This is a genomic window from Leucogemmata humicola, from assembly GCF_055379415.1.
The window spans coordinates 1,325,299-1,348,653 of record NZ_AP040875.1; the positions used below are offsets into that span (position 1 = coordinate 1,325,299).

At 63.6% G+C, this 23,355-nt stretch carries 16 protein-coding genes; 9 read left to right on the forward strand and 7 right to left on the reverse strand.

Features of this window, described 5'->3' with window-relative positions:
• The first annotated feature begins 19 nt into the window (after positions 1–19).
• Both AC6H4Z_RS05525 and AC6H4Z_RS05530 read left to right on the forward strand, forming a co-directional pair.
• Positions 20–1,993, forward strand: a complete 1,974-nt coding sequence (locus AC6H4Z_RS05525; protein WP_497545738.1) for a beta strand repeat-containing protein — start codon at positions 20–22, stop codon at positions 1,991–1,993.
• A 129-nt stretch (positions 1,994–2,122) separates the two neighbouring features.
• Complete coding sequence (locus tag AC6H4Z_RS05530) at positions 2,123–2,854, forward strand: carboxypeptidase regulatory-like domain-containing protein (protein ID WP_497545739.1); 732 nt, start codon at positions 2,123–2,125, stop codon at positions 2,852–2,854.
• Between the two features lie 3 nt (positions 2,855–2,857).
• Here AC6H4Z_RS05530 and AC6H4Z_RS05535 read toward each other — a convergent pair whose 3' ends face one another.
• Positions 2,858–4,777, reverse strand: a complete 1,920-nt coding sequence (locus tag AC6H4Z_RS05535) for a sensor histidine kinase (RefSeq protein ID WP_497545740.1) — start codon at positions 4,775–4,777, stop codon at positions 2,858–2,860.
• A 182-nt stretch (positions 4,778–4,959) separates the two neighbouring features.
• Here AC6H4Z_RS05535 and AC6H4Z_RS05540 point away from each other — a divergent pair, with 182 nt between their 5' ends.
• Genes AC6H4Z_RS05540 through AC6H4Z_RS05550 form a run of 3 tightly spaced genes read left to right on the forward strand, consistent with a single transcriptional unit; the run spans position 4,960 to position 10,750 of the window.
• Positions 4,960–6,114: an efflux RND transporter periplasmic adaptor subunit gene (locus AC6H4Z_RS05540; RefSeq protein WP_497545741.1), complete on the forward strand. Its 1,155-nt coding sequence runs from the start codon at positions 4,960–4,962 to the stop codon at positions 6,112–6,114.
• Positions 6,111–9,272, forward strand: a complete 3,162-nt coding sequence (locus AC6H4Z_RS05545; RefSeq protein WP_497545742.1) for an efflux RND transporter permease subunit — start codon at positions 6,111–6,113, stop codon at positions 9,270–9,272. The genes AC6H4Z_RS05540 and AC6H4Z_RS05545 overlap by 4 nt, the downstream gene beginning before the upstream one ends.
• Positions 9,269–10,750 (forward strand): efflux transporter outer membrane subunit, encoded by a 1,482-nt coding sequence (locus AC6H4Z_RS05550; protein WP_497545743.1) that lies wholly within the window; start codon positions 9,269–9,271, stop codon positions 10,748–10,750. Before AC6H4Z_RS05545 ends, AC6H4Z_RS05550 begins: the two co-directional genes overlap by 4 nt.
• A gap of 511 nt (positions 10,751–11,261) precedes the next feature.
• Here the strand turns inward: AC6H4Z_RS05550 and AC6H4Z_RS05555 are convergent.
• Genes AC6H4Z_RS05555 through AC6H4Z_RS05570 form a run of 4 tightly spaced genes read right to left on the reverse strand, consistent with a single transcriptional unit; the run spans position 11,262 to position 16,513 of the window.
• Positions 11,262–11,720, reverse strand: a complete 459-nt coding sequence (locus AC6H4Z_RS05555) for an XRE family transcriptional regulator (protein ID WP_497545744.1) — start codon at positions 11,718–11,720, stop codon at positions 11,262–11,264.
• Between the two features lie 53 nt (positions 11,721–11,773).
• The gene (locus tag AC6H4Z_RS05560; RefSeq protein ID WP_497545745.1) at positions 11,774–12,829 is read right to left on the reverse strand and encodes a 2-oxoacid:ferredoxin oxidoreductase subunit beta; all 1,056 of its coding nucleotides are present in this window, start codon (positions 12,827–12,829) and stop codon (positions 11,774–11,776) included.
• Positions 12,826–14,706: a 2-oxoacid:acceptor oxidoreductase subunit alpha gene (locus tag AC6H4Z_RS05565; RefSeq protein ID WP_497545746.1), complete on the reverse strand. Its 1,881-nt coding sequence runs from the start codon at positions 14,704–14,706 to the stop codon at positions 12,826–12,828. The genes AC6H4Z_RS05560 and AC6H4Z_RS05565 overlap by 4 nt, the downstream gene beginning before the upstream one ends.
• Positions 14,699–16,513 carry an FAD-dependent oxidoreductase gene (locus AC6H4Z_RS05570; protein WP_497545747.1) on the reverse strand — a complete coding sequence of 605 codons (1,815 nt, stop codon included), beginning with the start codon at positions 16,511–16,513 and terminating at the stop codon, positions 14,699–14,701. Before AC6H4Z_RS05570 ends, AC6H4Z_RS05565 begins: the two co-directional genes overlap by 8 nt.
• Before the next feature lie 178 nt (positions 16,514–16,691).
• Between AC6H4Z_RS05570 and AC6H4Z_RS05575 the strand changes: the two genes are divergently transcribed.
• Complete coding sequence (locus tag AC6H4Z_RS05575; RefSeq protein ID WP_497545748.1) at positions 16,692–17,117, forward strand: DUF2251 domain-containing protein; 426 nt, start codon at positions 16,692–16,694, stop codon at positions 17,115–17,117.
• A gap of 80 nt (positions 17,118–17,197) precedes the next feature.
• Positions 17,198–17,770: a hypothetical protein gene (locus AC6H4Z_RS05580; RefSeq protein WP_497545749.1), complete on the forward strand. Its 573-nt coding sequence runs from the start codon at positions 17,198–17,200 to the stop codon at positions 17,768–17,770.
• A gap of 10 nt (positions 17,771–17,780) precedes the next feature.
• Here AC6H4Z_RS05580 and AC6H4Z_RS05585 read toward each other — a convergent pair whose 3' ends face one another.
• Positions 17,781–18,374 (reverse strand): hypothetical protein, encoded by a 594-nt coding sequence (locus tag AC6H4Z_RS05585; RefSeq protein WP_497545750.1) that lies wholly within the window; start codon positions 18,372–18,374, stop codon positions 17,781–17,783.
• A gap of 276 nt (positions 18,375–18,650) precedes the next feature.
• Here AC6H4Z_RS05585 and AC6H4Z_RS05590 point away from each other — a divergent pair, with 276 nt between their 5' ends.
• A complete protein-coding gene (locus AC6H4Z_RS05590; RefSeq protein WP_497545751.1) occupies positions 18,651–18,983 on the forward strand; it encodes a hypothetical protein in 333 nt (110 codons plus the stop codon).
• Positions 18,984–19,004: 21 nt separating this feature from the next.
• On the opposite strand, the gene AC6H4Z_RS05595 is transcribed toward AC6H4Z_RS05590, so the two are convergent.
• Positions 19,005–19,601, reverse strand: a complete 597-nt coding sequence (locus tag AC6H4Z_RS05595) for a YbhB/YbcL family Raf kinase inhibitor-like protein (protein ID WP_497545752.1) — start codon at positions 19,599–19,601, stop codon at positions 19,005–19,007.
• Positions 19,602–20,143: 542 nt separating this feature from the next.
• On the opposite strand from AC6H4Z_RS05595, the gene AC6H4Z_RS05600 reads away from it, so the two are divergent.
• The gene (locus AC6H4Z_RS05600; RefSeq protein ID WP_497547019.1) at positions 20,144–23,338 is read left to right on the forward strand and encodes a WD40/YVTN/BNR-like repeat-containing protein; all 3,195 of its coding nucleotides are present in this window, start codon (positions 20,144–20,146) and stop codon (positions 23,336–23,338) included.
• The last annotated feature ends 17 nt before the right edge of the window (positions 23,339–23,355 follow it).

Here is a 23,355-nt window from a genome sequence, read left to right on the forward strand (position 1 = left end):
ACTCTTCAGAGGTTGTCGAATGGAACGAATCGTTACAGGTACGGGCCGACGCCAGGTCCGGACTCTTGCTGGCCTAGCGGCACTCGCGTTCTCGATGTCGTTGGTCGCGTGCGGAGGATCGAGCAGCGACAGCACGCCGAGCACGCCCACTACTCCGACGCAAACACCGGCGATCGCGCTGGCAATCTCCGCGTCGTCAGGATCGGTCACCGCGGGCGGATCGACGACGGTGACCGCCACGCTCACGCGATCGGGCGGCTATACCGGTTCGGTCGACGTGTCGGTTGAGGGCGCGCCCTCCGGTGTGACGACGACGATTTCGCCAACCACCATTGCGACGGGAGCAACGTCGTCGACGATCACGATCAATGTTGGAGCAGCGGCGGCGGCTGGCACGGCGAGTCTCACGGTTCGCGCGAAGGGCACCGGCGTGTCCGACGCGACGGCGAGCTTTGCGCTCACGACGCAGGCGGCCGTTGTCAACAACGGTAGCTTCACGCTCTCTTCGAGCCCGGCGACGCTGAGCGTTGCGGCTGGTGCGAGTGGCACGAGCACGATCACGATTGCGCGCACGGCGCCATTTACTGCCGCGGTGAATCTCGCGGTGACGGGTGCGCCCGCAGGTGTGACGGCAACGCTGTCGGCGGCGAGCGTCACGGGCACGTCGGCGACGTTGACCGTAGCTGTTGCCGCAGGAACCGCGGCGAGCAGCGGCACGCTCACTATCACGGGCACGGCCACAGGTGTCACGACGCAGACGTCGACGGTCGCTGTCGCGACGACGGTTGCATCGAATCCGGGAACTGGCAACATCGTCTGGCGTTTCTGCGACGCATCGACCATCGCGTGGTTCGCGGTGCAGGACGGCAGTGGCGCATGGACGCGAGTCGTTGGCACCAACAATACCTTCAGCTTCAGCCTGACGAACGATCGCGGCGGCGTTGCGTACGTTGTTACAAACGGCGCAACGGCCTCGAATTTCATCTATTATGGAAACCGCGCTGAAGTCACGGCGCGCGGTATTCAGCAGTGCCCCGCGGCGACCGCCAAAACGGTGAACGGCACCGTCGCTGGACTCGGCACCACTGACCAAGCGTGGATCAGCCTTGGTACGCGTGCGGCGACGGTGGTTCCGTCGGCCAGCACATCCTTCTCGCTCAAAGGCGTTGGCGATGGCCCGCACGATCTGATCGCGGCTCGCACGACGCTCGCGCTGGTCGGCACGTCGGTCTCGACGTCGCTGGCCAAGGTCATCGTCCGTCGCAATCAGAACCCGGCGGACAATGCGACACTCCCTGTGCTCGACTTCGGCGCCGCTGAAGCGTTCACGCCAGGTACGGCCACGGCGACGATCAGCAATCTCGGCACGGATCAGAGTCTCGTGAACGTGCTGTATACGACCGCCAACGGAACCGCGGGTCTGCTCTACAGCGACATCGGCTTCGGTGGCGCATCGCGGACGTTCTCTGGAATTCCGAGCGGACAGCAGGCCTCGGGCGATCTGCATCTGCTCAGCGTGTCGGCATTCTCATCGTCGGTACTCACCGATCCGATCGCCGCCGCAACGCTGCGCTCGACCGCGGTGTACTTCACAGCGCTCGGCAACCAGACGGTCACGATGGGTCCGGCGCTCGCAACGCCGGCGGTCACGTCCGCAGCAACGGCGCCATACGTCCGACTGCGCGCGGTGCTAACGCGGCAAACCGAGTACAACCAGAATTTCCTCGCGAGCTTCCAGCAGTCGACCACGGCGGCTCGTTCGGCGCAAATCGAAGCGACGGTCACGTGGGTTGGTACCGGTTCGTTCGACGTCACGGTGCCCGACTTCAGCAGTGTCACCGGCTGGGACAATTCGTGGGGTCTCAAGACGGGCGTGAACACGATCTGGTTCGTGAACGCGTCGGGCTGGAGCGCAGGCACAAACGGCGCGCAGAATTCGGCGGCCGGTGTCACCGCACAGTCGGCACAAAAGGCAGGTCAGATGACACCGTAGCGCGAAAGGCCGACGCTGGCTGATCGCGTGAGAAGCCGTCTCCCGGGGTCGTCCGAGGAGGCGGCTTTCTACGTTTCTGCCAGCTCGCGTGCCCTGGCCGCACGCTGAATCTCGCTGCAGAATTCACTCATGAGAGCGACGATTACCGCGGTCCTCGGCCTGCTGGCCGCCGCAACCATCTCCGCGCAAACGCCAGCATCACCTCCGGCGTCAGCAATGGCCGTCGTCGACGGTATCGTGACGAACGCCGACGACGTACCGTTGCCGCAGGCCACGATCGCGATTCTCGGCAGCCCGATTCACGTCGCGACGGGCGATAACGGTCGCTTTCGCATTTTCTCACTTCCCGCTGGGCGATACATCTTCGTCGTGCATCGCCTCGGGTTCGTGGCGTATTCCACCACGGTGGAAATCGCAGCGGGCGATACGGTGCGTCCCTCGTTCTCGCTCGAGCCGATCACCAACGTCCTGGACACTATTGTCATCAAGGCGTCGTCGCGCGTTCAGCGGCTCACCGAGTTCGAAACGCGGATGCACTCGGGGCAGGGAAAGTTCATTACGGCCGAGGACATCGAGAAGCGACATGCGGTGCAGACGAGCGATCTGCTGCGGGCCGTGCTCGGCGTCAACATCATCGATCGCGGAGGGATCGCCTACGCGGCGTCGTCGCGTGGGTGTCTCTTCGAGATCTTCGTCGACGGCATGAGTGTGGGGAACGCCTACAACCTCACGTTTCTCCCCAAGCCTCAGGAAATTGCTGGAGTCGAGATCTATAACAACACGGCCACAGCCCCGATGCAATACGGACGGTCTCAGCGCGGGTGCGGCGTGATCCTATTCTGGACCAACGCCGGGCGCTGATCGCTACGCGGCCTTCGCGAATCGGCGGTCCTTTGTCGGGAGCGTGAACGAGAACGTGGTCGTTTCGCCGGGAACGCTCTCTCCCCACAAGCGACCCGAGTGCGCGTCCACGAGCCCCTTCGCGATGTAGAGGCCGAGTCCGAGCCCCGGAACTCCCGCGCTTCGATCTTCTCTGCGCCGGGCAAAACGCTGAAAGAGTTTCGGAAGCTCCTCGGGCGAGATTCCCTTGCCGTGATTGGTGACGGAAATCGTGACGACGTCTTCGTCCCGACGAAGATGAATCTCGACGTCGCTCGTTCGGTCGCCGTACTTGATCGCGTTCGAAATGAGGTTGCCGAGCACCTGGCCAATGCGCCCTGCGTCGGCGCAGACGGGAACCAGGCTGTTGTCGAGCACGACCTTCAGATGAATTCCCGGTGTGATGTGCGACAGTCGTGCAACCGCTTCGTCCACGATGGCGCGCGGATCGACCCATGTCCGATCGAGGCTGAGCCGGTGCGCCTCGAGTCGCGAGACGTCGAGCAGATCGTCGACCATGCGCGACAGCTCGACGGATGCCGAGCGAATGCGTTTGGTGACGTCCTGCTCTTCCTTGCTCACCGCGCCGTTGTGGAGTTCAGGTAGCAGCTCGGCCGCCATTTTGATGACGCCGATGGGCTGCCGCAGGTCGTGCGCGACGACCGACATCCATTCTTGCCTGAGCTTTTGCAGTTTTTTGAGTTCTGTAATATCCTGGGTCGTTCCCGACACGCCGATGATGTCGCCGGCGCGGTTGCGCGCGGGGACTCCGCGTACAGTCACCCACGCCGTGGAGCCGTCGGAGCGAATCAGTTCGGCATCCAGCTCGTACGGCGAGCCATCCTTGAGCAACTTCTGAATCGCGGCATCGATCTCGGCGGTACTCTCCGGCGTGAACAGCGGTTGTGAGCCGTGGAACACCAGCGGTGAATTGGCTGCCGGTCGGTCGTGAATTCGAAAAACTTCGTCCGACCAATCGGCTGTATCGGTGTTGGGATCGTAGAACCAGCTTCCGATTCGTCCGATACGCTGCGCCTCGCGCAGGTCGTGTGTGACGCTGTGCAGACGTTCGTTCGCGTTTTCCAACTGCGTCCGCGCATGAACGATCGCCGACATGTCGCGCGTGATCGTCGCCATTCCCAGCAGACGCTGCGTCACGGGATCTCGCACGGCGAAGTGCACGTCCCACACGGGAATGGCACCACCGGTTCGCCAATCACGAAAGAGCGTCTCGCCTTCCCACTGGCCAGTCTCCTGGACTGCCTTCAGGATCACGGTCGACGCGAAATTGCGAAGATCGTCGGGATAGAACTCTTCGATCGTTGCCGACTCGAGCGGAAAATCCGCGGGAAGGCCGACCATCTGGCGTCCTGCGGGATTGACGTAGATCGGAGTTCCATCGGGGCGCGCGATGCCGATGAAGTCGGATGAGTTTTCGATGAGCGCCGCGAATATCTCGCGGTCGGCCACGGCTTGTGCGAGTCGTTCGTTCAACTGACGCGTCGAGATGAGCGCAGCGGCAACGTCGCGCTTTGCCTGTTGAAAGCGTCGCTGAATCAGGCTCATGCCAATGCCCAGGCCGATGAACGTCGCTGCGGCGATGATGTGCCTCGGTTCGCCCTTCAATCCAACGTGCGTTGGCGGAACGAGGAACCACCAAACGAGAAACGCCGAGACGGCCGTAGCGGCGATCCCAGCGCGAAATCCTCCGAACCATGCACTGATCAGGACCGCGGCCAGAAAGAGCGACCACGGTCGGACAGTAGGGCCAAATAACCAATGACCGGCAAAGGCGAGTAGCGGGGGAAGTAGTGCCGCGCACGCCGTTGCCAGCAGCGACGCTCGGTCTGCGTCGCCGGCTGAGTTCTCGATCGTTGCCTCGCCAACCATATCGCCCACACCCACTGCTGCTCAACAGATCAACTTTGCAACGTCTATGCGTGCGGACTCCGGTACCGGGGAATCGATCGTGGGACGGAACGGTTTGCCGTTGGGGTGGGACGAAAAACGAAGTGGGTCCCTACCTTCCTTCCCGCTACAGACCGGTTGAGGTTTTTTGAGGGCGCGTCGCCGATGCGCTCGCAATCATGTTTCACGACAACCTGGTCGCACCCGTGTTGACTACTCCACGCGGGCGAGCGAATGCGCTCGCCGCGATGTCTCTTGGTGTGTTCGTCGTCGCAGCCTGCTCGAAGGCGTCGGCTCCTCCATCCCAACAGCAGGGCGCGGCGCCGCCGCCCCCACAGGTCGGAATCGTCTCCGTCGCGCCGGCCACGATCGCCGAGCCATACGAACTCGGCGCACAGGTGCAGCCGTATCGACGCGTTGAAGTTCGATCGCGCGTCGAAGGCATCGTCATCGATCGCCCGTTCGACGAAGGCAGCGTCGTCACGAAGGGCCAGGTTTTGTACAAACTCGACCAGGTGAAGTACGAGGCGGCGTATCGCAGTGCCGTCGCGCGCTTGGACAACGCAAAGCGCACGGTCGCTCGACTCGAGCCGCTGCTCCCCAAGCATGCCGTCGCACAGCAGGACGTCGACAACGCGCGCTCTGAGCTCGAATCGGCGCAGGCTGTCGTGGATGTCGCGAAAAAGGATCTCGACGACTGTGTGATTCGCGCCGAGATCAACGGTCAGGTCGGGCGCGCGCGACTGCAACTCGGTGCGCGAGTAACTGGCCCGGCGGATCTGCTCACGACAATCGATGAGCTCGATCCCGTGTACGTGACGTTCCATCCGTCGTCGCAACAGTTGGCGACGTGGGAGTCCGATCCGCGCGCTGGCGCGTTGATCCGGCCAGGCAGCAGTCTCGCGGTGCGAGTGCTCTTGCCCGACGGTTCGCTGCTCCCGCGCGCCGGAAAACTCGATTTCGTCGCGCCGTCGCTCGACTCGGCGAGTGGAACCGAAGAGTTCCGCGCCAAGTTCACCAACGGCGATCGGCGCTTGCTTCCGGGACAGTTCGTTCGTGTGCGCCTCGAAGGTTTTGCGCGGAACAGCGCGCTGGCAATTCCGCAGCGTGCGGTGATGCAGGGTATGGGACGACAGTACGTCTACGTGGTTGGGCCTGGCGATTCGGTCGTCGCGCGCGACGTCGTCACCGGTTCGTGGAATGGAACGCTCTGGATCATTGACAAGGGATTGTCGGCGGGTGATCGCGTGATCGTCGACGGAACGCAGAAGGTCGCACCGGGGCGCGTCGTGAAACCCGTTCCGCTCGTCGACAGCAGCGCGACCGCACGATGACGGAGGAGCCGCGCTACTTCTTCATCCGGCGCCCGATCTTTGGCGCCGTGATCTCGATCGTCATCACGCTGCTCGGCCTGTTCGCGATTCGTCTGCTTCCCGTCGCCCGGTATCCGCAGATCACGCCGCCGGCCGTGCGTATTGCCGCGAACTTTCCGGGCGCGTCGTCCGAGGATGCGGCTCAAGCTGTGGCCGCGCCGATCGAAGAGCAGCTCTCCAGCTTGCAGGGCATGCTCTACTACGCATCGACCAGCTCGGCCGATGGTAGCTCGAACATCGCGGTGACGTTCGACATCTCGCGCAATCAGGATCTCGCCGCGGTCGACGTACAGAACGCGGTGAAGCTCGCCGAGCCGCAGTTGCCCGACGCTGTGCGCACGAACGGCATCACGATTCTCAAAGCGAATACGGACATCCTCGGTATCGTCGCGCTGCAGTCGAGCGATCCGCGTTACGACGCGACGTATCTCGCCAACTATATGAAGTTGTTCGTCGTCGACGAGTTGAAGCGCCTGCCGGGTGTGGGCGACGCGACGCCCTTTCCGGCGCGCGATTTCTCGATGCTGCTCCAGCTCGACCCCGACAAGATGGCGCAGCTCGGCCTGACGGTGAGCGACGTGTCGGCCGCGGTGCGCGAGCAGAATGCGACGAATCCCGCGGGACGGCTCGGCGCCGAGCCGTCGCCGCCGGGCACGCAGCTCACGCTGCCGATCACAACGATCGGTCGCCTACAGACGCCGCAGGAGTTCGACGACATCGTCATTCGCGCGCGCCCTGACGGATCGATCATTCGTCTGCGCGACGTCGGCAAGACGGTGCTCGGCGCACGCAGCTACGATCTCGAGGGGCGACTGAACGGCGTGCCAACGGCGTTCGTGCTGATGTATACGCGCCCCGGTGCGAACGCGCTCGACGTGAAGGCGGCGATCCAGAAGCGTCTCGCGGAAATGCAGTCGGGCTTTCCGGCCGGCGTGAAGTGGTCGATGCCGTTCGATACGACGCCGTTCGTCAGCGCGTCGATTCATGAAGTGGCGATTACGTTGGCCGAGGCGATGGTCCTCGTGACGTTGGTCGTGTTCCTGTTTTTGCAGAGCTGGCGCGCGACGCTCATTCCGATGCTCGCCGTTCCCGTGAGCGTCATTGGAACGTTCCTCGGCTTCCTGCTGTTTGGAATGTCGATCAACGTACTGACGCTGTTCGGCCTCGTGCTGGCGATCGGCATCGTCGTGGATGACGCGATCGTCGTGATCGAGAACGTCGAGCGCATCATGGCGCAAGAAGGCCTGTCGCCGAGGTTGGCGGCGGACAAGGCGATTCGCCAGGTGGGGAGCGCACTCGTGGCGATCGTGCTCGTACTCTGCTCCGTGTTCGTGCCGGTGGCGTTCATCAGCGGTGTCACGGGGCAGCTGTTCAAGCAGTTCGCGATGACGATCATCATCTCGGTGGTGTTGTCGGGCGTTGTTGCGCTAACGCTCACGCCGGCGCTCTGCGCGTTGCTGCTTACTGAATCGAATGAAACGCACACAACCGGCTTTTTCGGTTGGTTCAATCGCGTCTTCGCGCGCGCGACGAAGCGATACACCGGCGCGGTGAACGCCGTCGTGGGCCGGCCGCCGATCTGGGTCGCGGTGTTTCTGACGTTCATCGTGTTCGCGGGGCTGCTGTGGCGGAAGATTCCGACAGCGTTCCTCCCAACGGAGGACAAGGGCTACATGGCGCTGTCGGTTCAGTTGCCCGACGCTGCATCACTGCAGCGGACGACAGCGACCGTCGAGAAGATCGAGAAGATTCTGCGCGCCGAGCCGGCGGTGGTGAACATCGTTGCGCTGGCGGGAATGAACTTCTTGAACAATTCGAATGCGACCAATGGCGCGACGGTGTTTCTCAACGTGAAGCCGTGGGACGAGCGCGGCCCGCACGACGCCCTCGATTCGATTGCGGCCCGCGTCAATCGAAAGTTGGCCGGACTGCCCGACGCGAGCGCATTCGGTTTCAACCTGCCGGAAGTCCCTGGACTCGGCACGACGGCGGGCGTCGAGATCAACGTGCAGAATCGGAATGGTCAGGACATTCGAACATTCGCGCAGCACGTCGAGGAGTTTCGGCAGGCAGTGAACAAGTTGCCGGCGGCTGGGGCGATCAATACGACGTTCCGCGCCAGCGTGCCGCAGGTGTATGTCACAGTCGATCGCACGGCGGCCAAGGCGCGCGGTGTGAACCTCACCGACCTGTTCGCGACGCTTCAGGCGTTCTTGTCGAACCTTTACATCAACGACTTCAACCTCGCCGGAAAGACGTATCGCGTGCAGGCGCAGGCGCAGACGCAGTTCCGGCAGACGCCGTCCGACATCGGACGGCTGTATGTGCGCGGCTCGAACAGCACGATGGTGCCGGTGTCCGCGCTCACGACGACGAGCTTCCGCAGCGCGCCGACGGTAGTCCCGCGCTTCAATGGTTTTATCTCGGCGCAGTTCACTGGACCGCCGAAGCCCGGACACAGCTCTGGCGAGCTGCTCAAGCAAGTCGACGAGCTCGTGCAGAATCAGTTCGCGTCCTCAGGTCTCGGCGTGTCGTACTCAGGGCAGTCATACCAGGAGCGCGCGTCGAGCGGTGATGCGGCGCTGGTATTCGTGCTCGGTCTCATTCTCGTGTTCCTCGTGCTCGCGGCGCAGTACGAGAGTTGGTCGGTGCCGTTCGCAGTGCTGTTCGGAGTTCCATTCGGTGTGCTCGGCGCGCTCCTCGGAATTTGGATTCGCAATCAGCCCAACGATGTGTACTTCCAGGTTGGCTTGATCGCCGTGGTCGGTCTCGCGGCAAAGAACGCGATTCTCATCGTGGAGTTCGCGAACCATCTGCGCGGCGAGGGCATGTCGATCCGCGAGGCGGCCGTCGAGGCGGCGCGCGAACGACTGCGCCCGATTCTCATGACGTCATTCGCATTCATTCTCGGCGTGTTGCCGCTGATGCTGGCGAGTGGCGCCGGCGCAGCGAGTCGCCACTCGATCGGCACGGGCGTGTTCGCCGGCATGCTGTTCGCGACGACGGTCGGAATCTTCTTCATACCGCTGTTCTTCCGAATCATCCGCGGACTCGCAGAGGGAAAGAAGTCTGCAGAGAAGGGCAAGGCTCCGACCGCGCACGCTGCGGGGCACGCATGATGCGGCCGCGCGCAGGAGCATTCGTCGTCGCGACGTTGGTCGCGGCATGCACCGTTGGACCGAAGTACACGCCCGAGCCAGCGATCCCTCAATCGCAGCGCGTCGGCGCTGATCGCGAAAGCGATTCGTCGCGCATCTTCTTCGACTCGCTCGCCGCCGCCCGGCGTCGCGATACCTCGAGTGCGTTGCGCCGTCCCGCAGTGAAGCAGTTCGAGAGCGGCGAGGCGCGCGAGGCCGTCGCGTGGCTCGACATCTTTCGCGATTCCTCATTGGTGCGACTCGTCGATGCGGGTATGCGTCAGAATCGCAACCTGCAGCTAGCTCAGGCGCGAATCAGCGAGTATCGGGCAGCAGTTGGTGTCGCGCGCGCGCCGCTCGTGCCGTCGGTGAGCCTCAACGCGTCGCAGAGCACGAATCAGGTTGTGTCGGGCGCGTTGCCGGCGACGTCGTTCCGTGCTGCGCGTGCAACCGCGGATCTCGCGTGGGAACTGGATTTCTGGGGGCGTCTCCGCAGTGGCGTCACCGCGGCGAACGCCGATCTCGGTTCGCAGGAGGCCGCTGCGCGCGCCACGAGCCTGTCGTTGGTTAGCGATCTCGCGACGAGCTATTTGCAACTCCTCGAGCTCGACCAGGAACGCGCGATTGCCGAACGAACCTTGAGCACGCGCAAGCAGACGCTCGACGTCGCTCGCGCGCGCTTTGCGCAGGGATTGACGTCCGAGCTGGATGTGCGGCAGTTCGAAGCGCAGGTCGCGGCGCCCGCGGTGACGCTCGCGCAGACTGAACGCGCGATTTCTACCACGGAGCACAACATCGATGTCCTCGTCGGCGAGCGTCCCGCCCCGATCACGCGTGGCCGTTCCCTCGTCGATGCGGTGCGCGCGTTGGAGGTTCCAGATTCGATCTCGGCGGTGTTGCTCGCGCGTCGGCCGGATGTGCAGCAGGCCGAGCGCAGTTATGCTGCGGCGACGGCGCGCATTGGCGTCGCGGATGCGGCCCGCCTTCCGACGATCAGTATTGTCGGTTCGCTCGGTGGCCAGGCCGGCGTGCCGGGTGATGTGTTCGGCGATCGCGGGCGAGTGTATCAGCTGCTCGCTGGAATTTCGTTTCCGTTATTCGACAACGGGCGTCTGGCCAACCTGTCGGCTGCAGCGCGTGCGCGTGCCGAGCAGGCGCGTGCGGCATACGAGCAGACGGCGCTCAATGCGCTGCGCGAAGCGGGCGATGCGCTGACCGGTGTTCGCGCGGCCCGCGACCAAGCGGTGGCGCAGGCGACGCAAGCCAATGCGCTTCGGCTGGCACTCGATCTCGCCGAATCGCGGTATCAGGCAGGCTTGTCGACGTACCTCGATTTGCTCGATGCGCAGCGGAGCTTGTTCCAGGCCGAACTAGGGCTAAGTCAGGCGCAGTTGAACGAGCTCACGGCGGCAGTTCAGTTGTACAAGGCACTTGGCGGAAGTTGGAGAACACGTCAGTAAGCAGTGAACGCGGAAACGGAGCGGGGGTGGCCGCGTCTGATATGCTCTCGTAGCGCCGCTCATTCCAAATTTGGAATTTAGGTGGCGCTAGCGGCGGCGGCTGTGGGTGTTACAGTCGGTTCGGCGCAGCGGGCGGCGGGCGGCGGGCGGCGGGCGGCGGATGCGGCGGGTACGGCGGTACGGCGGTACGGCGGTACGGCGGTACGGCGGTACGGCGGTACGGCGGTACGGCGGTACGGCGGTACGGCGGTACGGCGGTACGGCGGTACGGCGGTACGGCGGTACGGCGGGTACGGCGGGTACGGCGGTCGACGGGTCGTGGGGAGTAGAGCGCGTCGATCTACTCGGACGATGGCGTACTGTACACGGCCGAGATCGCGAATGCGTGAGTCGACGAGAGGAGCTGGCCGTTGCGGGTCAGCGACGAAACCCTGGAGTCTCTGGCGATCCGCACTGGGGTGTCGTTCGCGGCCGTTTGTCCCGCCGCGACGCCAAATCGCCGCACTACCAGCTATTCCAAATTTGGAATGAGCGGCGCTCCAGAGGACACACCGAGCGCCCGGTCAACCGATTTCGCGCCCGCGGCAGGTACGGCCGTCGGCCCCACCGGCGGAACCGCTGTTGGGACTACAGTCGGCACCGATGACCTGACAGCGGCCGGTGAACCACCCGCGGCCGCCAACTGTCGCCGCGCTCGCGCTGCGGCCATTCGCTTTTGCGTCCACTCACGTTTGGCGTCGCCCAGCGAAACGGTCAGCGTCACCGATCCGCCCAGCGAATAGATCCGCCGGACCAGCCACTCGACGCTGCACCGTTCAACCACACCTCGACTCAGCTCAGACATCCTCGGCTGCGGAATGCCGAGCGATGGCGCGATTGTGTGCTGACTATTCTCGCCGAGCGAGCGCGTGATCTCGGCGGCGAGTTGGCGGCGGAGCGAAGTGATGACTGCCTCGAAGGCGCGCGGCATTCGGCAATCTCGGCCGCGGGCCGTGTCGCGGCGATACCAAACCGCCGCGAGCGCTAGCGATACTCCGCCATCAACTCCGCCAGCGCCCCGCTTCCGGGACACAGCTCCTCGAACGGCAGATCGACGAGCGGCCGCGCCAGCGTTCCGGCGACGCCATGCATGTCGGCCGCGCTCTCGTCGATATACAGCAGTCCGGTGACGACCTCGCCGCGCGCTTGATGCTCGCGCACGTACGCGTACGCTGCGTCGCGGTTGCGCGGATCGTAAGTCGCGGCCACCCGCCGAAAGCGCACGGTGCTCCCATCATGCATCGTCACGCTCACCGCCGACGCGTCGCTCGTCTCGGCCGTGATCTCGCGGCGGAGTGGGATGAAGTCGACGGGCGCGATTTCGTGATAGTGGTCGCGCGTGTATCGATAGCTCTTCGTCGACGTGTCGTGATCGTTGAAGCTCACACACGGCGAAATGATGTCGATGAGCGCGAAGCCGTTGTGGCGGATTGCCGCTTTGAGAATCGGCGTGAGTTGCGCCTTGTCGCCTGAGAAGCTGCGCGCGACGAATGTCGCGCCCAAAGTCAGCGCGAGCAGTACGGGATCTATGGGCGGTTGCAGGTTCGGCTCGCCGCGCTTGGACTTCGAGCCGAGGTCCGATGACGCCGAGAACTGGCCCTTGGTGAGACCGTAGACGCCGTTGTTCTCGAGGACGTACGCCATGTTCACGTTGCGACGGATGGCGTGGCAGAGCTGACCGAGTCCGATCGACAGAGAGTCGCCGTCGCCCGAAATGCCGACGTACACGAGATCACGATTCGCCGCGTTGGCGCCCGTCGCGAGCGCAGGCATGCGGCCGTGCACTCCGTTGAAGCCGTGCGACTGTTTGAGGAAATACGCGGTCGTCTTGGACGAGCAGCCAATGCCACTCATCTTCGCGGCGCGGTGCGGCGGAAGGTCGAGCTCCCACAGCGCCTGCACGAGTGACGCGGTCACCGAATCGTGTCCGCAGCCAGCGCAGAGCGTCGACATCGCGCCCTCGTACTCGCGACGCGTCAGGCCGAGCGCGTTCTTCGGAAGCGATGGATGCCGAACGGGAGGCTTGGTGATCGATGTCATGACAGTTCCAGCAAGTTGGAGTCACGAACCAGCGCGATCGGAGTCGGAAATGCTGTCCGCGCGTGCTCCTCTCCTTCCATCACACCGGCGACCACACGATCGGCGGTGAGTGGCAGTCCGCCATAATCGAGAATCGACGACATGCTGTCGCGCGCGAGGCCGGTCTCGATCGCGAGCAGCGTCCGCAGCTGTCCGTCGCGATTCTGCTCGACGACATAACACCGCCGATGCGCCTCGAGAAACGCGCGCACGCTGGACGCGAACGGGAACGCGCGAACGCGCATGTAGTCGACCGACAATCCGCCAGCGCGCAGACGATCGACGGCTTCGATCACCGCAGAATGGCAACCGCCGAGCGAGACGATGCCAATCGGTGCCGACGCGCCGTTGCCGCTATGGAGATGCATCTCGGGCGCCGGCACCGTTCGCGCCGCCGTCTCGAACTTCCGCGTCAGGCGATCGACGACCTCCTGATACTCGGCCGAATCCTCGGTGTACGTCGCGTGCTTCGTGTGCCCCGAGCCGCGCGTGAAATATCCGCCGCGCGGCGACGTGCCGGGAAGCGAACGCGCGGCGATACCGTCGCCGTCCGCGTCGAGATAGCGCGAGAAGCGCTCGAGTCGCTCGAGGTCGTCGGCGTTCAGTACCTTGCCGCGATCGGGGCGATAGCTGTCGTCCCACGAAAAGCGCTTGCACATCCAGTCGTTCATGCCGATGTCGAGATCCGACACCACGAACACCGGCGTCTGGAAACGCTCGGCAAGATCGAACGCCTTCGCACCGAGATAGAAGCACTCTTCCGGATTCGCCGGAAAGAGCGCGATGTGCTTGGTGTCGCCGTGCGAGAGATACGCGATCGACAGTAGGTCGCCCTGCTGCGTGCGCGTCGGCATACCTGTGGACGGACCCGTGCGCTGAATGTCGAAGAAGACGCCCGGAATCTCGGTGTAATACGCGAGGCCGATGAACTCACTCATTAGCGAGATGCCCGGGCCCGCAGTCGACGTGAACGATCGTGCGCCGCACCACCCCGCACCGATCACCATCCCGGCGGCGGCCAACTCGTCCTCGGCCTGAATCAGCGCGTACTTACGCTGCTTGGTCTCCGGGTCGACGCGAAAGCGCTCACAGTATTCCTTGAACGCTTCCATGAGTGACGTCGACGGCGTGATCGGATACCACGCACCGACCGTCGCCCCGGCGTACACCGCACCGAGTGCGGCAGCCGAGTTGCCGTCGAGGAGAATGCTGTCCGTGGTCGCGTCCATCTTCTCGAGATGGAAGGGCAGCGGACACGCGTAATTCGCCTTCGCGCAGTCGTAGCCGAGCCGGATCGCGCGGAAGTTCGCGTCGAGCAGCGCCTTCTTCTTCGAGAACTTCTCGCGCAGCATCTCGCCGACGATGTCCATGTCGATCTCGAGCAACGCGACGAGCGCGCCGACGTACACGATGTTGCGCAGGAGCGTGCGATTGCGATCGCCCTCGAACGCGTCGACGCACAGCTTGCCGAAGGGAATCCCGAGGATCGTGATCCCGTCGCGCACGAGCTTTTCGTCGAGCGGCCAGGACGAGTCATACAGCAAGTAGCCACCGGGACGCACCGCTGCGACGTCTTTGGCGTACGTCTCCGGATTCAGCGCAACGACGAGATCGACATGCGCAGGACGCGCCGTGTAGCCGTCCTTGCTCACTCGAATCTCATACCACGTGGGCAATCCCTGAATGTTCGACGGAAAAACGTTCTTGCCGGTGACGGGAATGCCCATACGGAAGATCGCCTGCATGAGCAGACTGTTCGCGCTGGCCGAGCCGGTGCCGTTGACGGTGCCGATCTTGAAGGCGAAGTCGTTTACGCGAGACGGCTGAAGATCAGGCATGCTGCACCGCCTCGCGTGTCGCGTACGGAATCACGAGCTGGAACTGAGCCATGTCCCACGCGGCCGTCGGACACCGCTCGGCGCACAGGCCGCAATGCAGGCAGACATCTTCATCCTTCACCATCACACGCTTGGTCTGCGGGAGCGCCGCAGATATATAGATCTCCTGCTTGAGATTCAGCGCCGGCGCCGAGAGGTGTTTACGAATGTCGAAATCGTCTTCCGCGCTGTCGGTTGCAATCGTCAGACAGTTCACTGGGCAGACGTCGACGCACGCATCGCACTCGATGCAGAGATTGGCGCTGAAATTCGTCTGGATGTCGCAGTTGAGGCAGCGCTCGACCTCTTTCACCGTTTGCTCGACATCGAAGCCGAGTTCCACTTCGACATTCAGGCCCTGAAAGCGCTTCGTCAGCTCGGCGTGCTGCATCTTCGTGCGCGGCAGCGGACTGTAATCGTTGCTGTAGCTCCACGCATGCATGCCGACTTTCGAGCTGACGAGATTCATTCCGAACGCAGGCCGATCGCTGAGCGACACACCTTGGCAATGATTGTGAATCGAGATCGCCGCCTGATGTCCGTGCTCCACGGCCCAGATGATATTCTCCGGTCCCCACGCTGCGTCGCCGCCAAAGAACACGTCCGCGTGCGTCGATTGCATCGTCTTTTTATCGACGACGGGCATACCATTCTTGTCGAAGTCGACGCCGATGTCGCGCTCGATCCACGGGAAGGCGTTCTCCTGACCGATTGCGAGAATCACGTCGTCGCACGGGATCACGACCGTATCGACGACTTCACTCTTCTGCTTTCCGTTCTCCTCGAACCAGCGCAGCCGGTCGAGCTCGAGCCCAACGAGCTTGCCATTCTCGAGCACGAAGCGCTTCGGCGCGTGATTCTCGACGATCTCCACGCCCTCTTCCTCGGCGTCCTCCAACTCCCATGGCGATGCCTTGAAGTGTGGACGCGAGCGGCGTGCGATGACCTTCACATCCTTGCCGCCCAGCCGTCGCGACGTGCGGCAACAATCCATGGCCGTGTTGCCGACGCCGATGATCAGCACGCGTTCGCCGATTTTCTCGATGTGGCCGAAGTGTGCCGACGCGAGCCACTCGATGCCGATATGAATGTTCGGCGACGCTTCGGCGCGACCAGGCATGTCGAGATTCTTGCCCGTAGGCGCGCCACTGCCGACGTACACGGCGTCCCACTCGTCGTCGAGCAACGTGCGCAGGCTCGTGACGGGCGAGTTGTACCGAATGTCTACGCCCATGTCGAGGATGTAGCCAACTTCCTCATCGAGCACCGACGCTGGCAAACGAAATGACGGAATGTTGATGCGCATCAATCCGCCGGGCTCGCTGAGCTTCTCGAAGATCACGACCTCGTAGCCAAGCGGCATGAGATCGTTCGCGACGGTGAGCGATGTTGGCCCGGCGCCGATCAGCGCGACGCGCTTTCCATTCTTCTGAAGCGGCGCCTTCGGTAAGGATTCGCTGATGTCATCGCGATGATCCGCGGCCACGCGTTTGAGTCGACAGATCGCGACAGGCTTGCCGTCGACGCGTCCGCGTCGACACGCGGGTTCACATGGTCGGTCGCATGTTCGTCCGAGGATGCCCGGAAAAACATTCGATTCGCGATTGAGCAGGTACGATTCCGTGTATCGTCCCTGGGCGATCAGGCGGATGTACTCTGGAACGTTCGTATGGGCAGGGCACGCCCACTGACAGTCCACCACTTTGTGGTAGTACTGTGGATTCGAAACGTCCGTTGGCGCGCGAGGCTGCCGAGCTGATGCGGACATGCTTCGTTGGCTCCCGTGAAGGGCCGTGGCGATTGCCTATTCTCTGACACGGACCCTGGCGCGGCAAGGGCACAAGGTCGGCTGGCGCTTTTCAGGGCCTCCCGCCATGATTGCTGCCTAGCAATAGGGCGCCCCCGCCCGAGGGCGCTCGCGAAACTCGCGGCCGCGGAGGGTGGCCATGGGTCAGACGCTGCATCTGGGAAATCCCACAGTCGTCGAGGCGTTTGCCGATCGCACGCCATTCGGCGCAGTCTTCGAAGACGACGGCAAAGTCGCGTACTTCTACGGCCTCGATACACGACTCGGCGACAACTCGATTGTCGACTCGGTGTGCGTGTACAACGTGAGCGAATTGTTCACACGTCCAATCGGTATGCTCGACGTGCACGCGCCGTACGACGTGGAACTCGTGTGGTCGCCCGATCAACAGCGCGTCGTATTGCTGTTGAATCGCTATCCGCACGCGGCGTTCGACTTCGCGAGTAAGCGCGGATATTGTCGCAGCAACTTTCCGCCGGGCTCCGGATGGAGTGCGACGCACGCCTGGGACGACCGGGCCGCGGACTTTCTTAACGGCGATTTAGACACACGAATCGCTGACTGAGTCGAGTCAGCGTCTAGTCGAACTCTCGACTGCCTCCGGGCACGCGCGATGCCTTTTTGCGCGTCAACGGAGGTTGTGTTGTGAGATGTATCAAACTGTTGAGCGCTCTGTCGCTCGTCGTGTCCGCTCCCTGTGTTGCTAGCGGACAGAACCCAGCACCAGCCGCGCCGCCGCCAGCGCCGCGCCGAGAAGCCACGCCAATGCCGGCCGAGCGTCGCATGGAAGTGCGAAGCATGGTCATGGCGAGAGGCGCGATGGGCCCAATGATGATGCGCGACGGCATGGGCATGGGCGGAATGCGCGGCATGGGGATGGGAATGAACGTCGCCGAAATGTTTCTCGCGCACACGGGCGATCTGCAGCTGAGTGACGCGCAGGTCACCAAGCTCGCGGCGATTGCTCGGCGTTCAGAGGCGCGTCAGAAGGCGATGCATGCGCGCATGGATTCGTCGATGAAGACGATGCACGACCGCGTCGAGACGTCACGCGATGGCAACGGACCGCCGCGCGCGATGATGATGATGCGTATGCCGATGGTGAGCGACGCCGATCGCAAAGCGCAGCACGACGACGATCGTGAAGCGTTCTCGGTGCCGACGCCCGATCAGCTAGCGACGGCGTGGGAGATGATGCGCGGTCATCACGAGCGGTAGCGCGTACGCGCTACTGCGACGCGGTCCGCGAAGGAAGTTGCGCCTGGCGCGCCTTCACGGCCTTGATGAAACGCTGAGCGTCTTCTTCACGAAAGGTCTTGGACGTGTTGTTGTCGTTGCCCTTGCCGTTGACCTTGGTGTTGCCAAAGAGCCGGTGCGGCTTGCCGTCGGTCCACTCGAAGACGATCTCCTCGTTCTCGTAGCGAATGTCGCGGATGTCAGCGATCGGGAAGGCTGCGTGTGTCCCGATCGCGCCGGCAACACTCTTCTTCACGATCTGGCTGATGCTCGCGCCAAGCCCGCTCGTGTCGTTCTTCGCCGACGAGTCGAGCGCGCTCTTCACGGTGGCGATCGTTTTCGCCGAGAGTCCGGCGAGAATCTTGTCGCCCATCAGGACGAGATCCACCGAACTGTCGGCGTTGTAGATCCGAATGTCACCAGGTCCGAGCGAATCGCTGGGCGGCGGCGCTTGGGTTTCGACACGCACGTGGCTTACGCTCGACTTCGACGAGCGTCCAAAGCCGAAGTGACGGATGACGACGAAGCACGCGAGGAGAACGAGCCCGAAACGGAACAGGCCGCCAACGAAGCGTCTCGAATTCATGCGCGTTCTCCCGATCAAAGTGGCTGCCTCTGCTTACGACTTCCGCACGTTCATTGTTTCCAGCGGTAACTGCGGTCCGAACTACGGCGCGAGGTGGCACAATGCCCTCCGCGGGACCAGGCAATGTTGCCGGAACTGCCTGGCAACATTGCCTCGGCTCCCGCTCCGGACACTGTGCCACCTCGCGCGGCTCAGCGTAAGGGCACTACCGCTCGAAGGCAGTGATCGGAACGGACGTTGCTCTTTTGGCACACTGAATCATCATCGGAGTACGTCGTGGCAAACTCGACGACCGCGAAACAGGGAAGCATCGCTGCCGCGATTGGCTGGATGTTCCTGCTCGATCTGCTGCTCTTCTGGATCCCGGTCATTGGCCCATTGGTCGCCGGATTCGTCGGGGGGCGCATCGCCGGCAGTTTCGGCAACGCCGTCACGGCGGTCTTTCTTCCGGCGATCGTCTTTGGCGTCCTGTCGTTCGTGCTGACCACGTTTCTGTCGGCGATGCCCCTCATTGGCGCGCTCGCCGGATTCGGTGCATTCGTCTTCGCGATCGCGCACGTCGGCCCGCTGTTGCTCGGCGCAATCGCTGGAGGCCTCACCGCGCGCTAGGCTGGCGCGCGCGTTTTCGTCTTACTGCGGCCGGCGGAACAGTCCGACATACACCGCCTTGCCCAGCACGTGTCCCTGGATCGCCTTCAGTACCGCGGTACGTGTTGCGACGGCGGCGTCGACTGGCGTCGCTCCGGTGGACGCCGTGACGTCGATCTTTGTGTCGAGCGCGTACACCTCGAAGGTGTAGTGATGCAGCGGCCCATTCGCCGCGGCGCCCGGTCCGCGATACTGCGGTCCCGACGCGCTGATCTGATGCGACCCGTCGGGCAAATCGGCGCCGGGCTTCACGCCTTCGGGCATTCCGGTCGCTGACCCGGGGATATTCCAGACGATCCAGTGCGGCTGCGTCTCCGTTCCGCGCTGAATCGAGACGTCGGGGTCGAGCATGTTGATGACGAAGCTCACCGTTCCCGCAGGAACGTTCGTCCATTTGAGCTCGGGCGACGTCTGGTCGCCGGCCTGCGTGAACTTGGCGGGAATCTGCGCGCCGTCAGGCCAGCCGCTGATCGTGAGTACCATCGGCGTTGGCCGCGGAGCGCCAGCCGCGGGTGGATTCTGCGCTTGAGCCATGGACGCGACGGTCAAGGTGAGAGCTGCGGCGATCGAACGAAGCATGTGCGCGACACGGGTGAGGGTCTCAGCGTAAAGATGCTCGCGAGATCGCGTCCGGTAAGAGCGCCGCGCGAGGAGGGGCGGTATCCTCCGCGGGACCAGGCAATGTTGCCAAAACTGCCTGGCAACATTGCCTCGGCTCCCGCTTCGGACACCGCCCCTCCTCGCGCGGAACTTACCCGCGGAGCCCGCGACGCATGGCGCGCGTCGGCGTGAACGGAGCGCTCGACCTGCGCCCGGCTGTAGCGCGCGCACCTCCGTAGGCGGGAAGTTCGGCGCGACTCACCAACGCTGAGGGACGAGCGCGCAGCAACCCGTCCAGAGGTAGCGTGGCGGGGAGAGGCGGCCTGGGTGTCAGAGCGGGAGCCGAGGCAATGTTGCCCAGGCAGTATCGGCAACATTGCCTCGGTCCCGCGGCGACACCCAGGCCGCCTCTCTCCGCGGTGCGATACGCCGTGACACGCGCGACAAGCCCGAGCGTCGGCAGCACGGAATGCGTAAACTTGGCAAGCAACGCAACGACACGCCCCTCGAACCAGATCATGATGACGCGCCACCGATTGATCGTGCTCTTGGCCGCCCTCGCACTCGCGCCCGGAGCGGCGCGCGCGCAACGCATCGACCCGTCGATGTACTCCGAACTGCGCTGGCGCATGATCGGACCGTTCCGCGCGAGTCGAACCAAGGCGGCGGTCGGAATTCCCGATCAGCCAAACGTGTTCTACATCGGTGCCGTCGACGGCGGCGTGTGGAAGACCGACGACTACGGTCGAACGTGGAATCCAATCTTCGATTCGCAGCCAAGCGGGTCGATCGGCGCGATCGCGATCGCGCCGTCCAACCCGAACATCATTTACGTCGGGAGCGGCGAAGGCCTGCAGCGGCCCGACCTCTCGACGGGCGACGGTATCTACAAGTCGACCGACGCCGGCAAGACGTGGACGCACCTGGGGCTTCGCGACGGCCAGCAGATCCCGCAGATGGCAGTCGATCCGCGCGACCCGAACCGGCTCTGGGTCGCTGTCATGGGGCATCCGTACGGACCGAACGCCGAGCGTGGGTTGTTCCGGTCGAACGACGGCGGAGCGACGTTTCAGAAAGTCTTATATAAGGACGAGAATACCGGTGCAATCGACGTCGTGCTCGATCCCGTCAATCCCGACATCGTCTACTGCGCGCTGTGGGAGTCGCGGCAGGGGCCGTGGGAGAACGGCCAATTTTCTGGGCCCGGCAGCGGGCTGTTCAAGTCGACTGACGGCGGCGCGACGTGGAAACGGCTCGCTGAAGGCTTGCCGAACTTCGAGCAGGACGGCCTTGGACGCATCGGAATCACGATTGCCCCGAGTCTCCCCAGCCGCATGTTCGCGACGGTAAACTCGGCGCGCGGCGATGGGTTGTATCGCTCGGACGACGCCGGCGAGCACTGGTATCGCGCCACGACGGACATGCGCGTCGCCACGCGCGAGTCGGACTTTGCCGAAGTAAAGGTCGATCCGAAGAATCCTGACGTGGTGTACACCGCGAGCGTCGTGACGTGGAAGTCCACCGATGGAGGAAAAACGTTCAACGCGTTCCGCGGAGCGCCAGGCGGCGACGACTACCATCGCATCTGGATCAATCCGATCGATCCGCGCACCATGATCATCGCGAGCGATCAGGGCGCGATCGTCACGGTCAACGGCGGAATGACCTGGAGTTCGTGGATGAATCAGCCGACGGCTGCGTTCTATCACGTCGCGGCGGACAACGCGTTTCCGTATCGGCTATGCAGCGGCCAGCAGGAGTCCGGATCAGCATGTGTCGACAGTCGTGGCGATGATGGCCGGATCTTCGATTGGAATTGGCATCCCGCCGGCGTCGAGGAGTACGGCTACGCGGCGCCCGATCCGCTCGATCCCAACATCGTCTACGGCGGCAAGGTAACGCGCTACGACCGCCGTACTGGCCAGGTGCAGCAGGTCGGTCCGCATGCCGGCCGAGGAGCGCCAGGGTTTCGATCGGTGCGCACCGCGCCTCTCGTGTTTTCGACCGTCGATCCGCACGCGCTGTTCTTCGCTGAAAACGTCGTTTGGAAAACGCTCAACGGCGGAAAGAGTTGGACCCAGATCAGTCCTGATCTCACGCGCACGGACTCGATCGTTCCGGCCAACGTTGGCGCCTATGCCAACACGCCCGCGGCCCGCGCGCGGCACGGCGGTGTGGTGTACACCGTGGCGCCGTCGTACGTCGATATCCAACGAATCTGGGCAGGCACCGATGACGGCCTCATTCAGACCACGACCGATGGCGGCGAACACTGGACCGATGTCACGCCGCCAGATCTGAAGGCACGTCCGTGGAGCAAGATCTCGATCATGGACGCCGGCCGCTTCGACGCGCGCACTGCGTATGCGGCCGTGAACACCATGCGCCTCGACGATTTCCGTCCGCACATCTATCGCACGCACGATGGCGGCAAAACCTGGACGCAGATCACGAACGGCATTGCCGACGGCGCGGTCATCAACGTCGTGCGCGAAGATCCAAAGCGAAAAGGCTTGCTCTTCGCGGGATCCGAAGATGAAGTCTGGGTCTCATTCGACGATGGCGATCACTGGTCCTCGCTGCGCCTCAACATGCCCGCCACATCGATTCGCGATCTCATCATCAAGGATGACGACATCGCGCTCGGCACACACGGCCGTTCGTTCTACATTCTCGATGACATCGCCGCGCTCCGTCAGATCTCGCCGGCCACCGCGTCCGCTCCCGCGACGCTGTTCAAGCCTGCATCGGCATATCGATTTCGTTGGAGCAAGTATCCAGACACGCCGGTGCCGCCAGACGAGCCGGCTGGGCAGAATCCGCCTGACGGCGCAATCATCGATTATTACGTCGGAAACAGTACGACCGGCGACGCGACGCTCGAGATCGTCGAAACGGGTGGGCGGGTGATTCGACGCTACTCGAGTCGCGATACGTCCATGGCACCAACGGATATCGGTAACACGCCGCGCTACTGGATTCGTCCAACGCAGGTGTTGTCGGCCGCTCAGGGATTCCATCGCTTCGTTTGGGATCTGCACTACGCGCCGCCCGCCGGTACGAGTAGCCAGCCGGGCAACTATCCCATCTCGGCCGTGCCACACGACACCCCGCGCGAGCCACGTGGTCCGTGGGCCGTTCCGGGGCAATACACCGTTCGTCTCAACATCGGTGGAAAGTCGTATTCGCAAACGCTCACGATTCGCATGGACCCGCGTGTCAAAACGCCGGCCGCGGCGATCGCGCAGGAGCACGCACTCGCAGTTTCACTGTTCGACGGCGTTGCCTTCGATTCGGCTGCTGTCGCGCAATCGACTGAGATTCGCGGTCAGCTCAGTGCAGCGCGCGATCGTGCCGCGAGCGACCCAGCGCTCGTCGCCGCAATTCGCGCCGTTGACGACAGCATCGTTGCCGTAGCTGGTCAGGGTGCTCCGGGCGGCGGACGTCGCGGCGGCGGTGGTGGGCGCGGTCGCGGTGGCGCAGGCGCCGCCGGCCCGACGTTCGCGTCGGTGTCCGGCGAGCTGCAAACGCTCATGACCCTGTTGGAAGACGCCGACGTCGAGCCGACGACTCAAGCCACGGCCGCAGTGCGCGCTGCACTACAGAGCCAGGCAAAGCTCGTTGCGCGCTGGAACGTCATCCGCACCACCGCGCTTCCGGCACTGAACGCCAAGCTTCGTGCAGCGAAGCAAAGCGAAATCACGATTCCCAAATAGCGCCGGTCAGGCGCGAG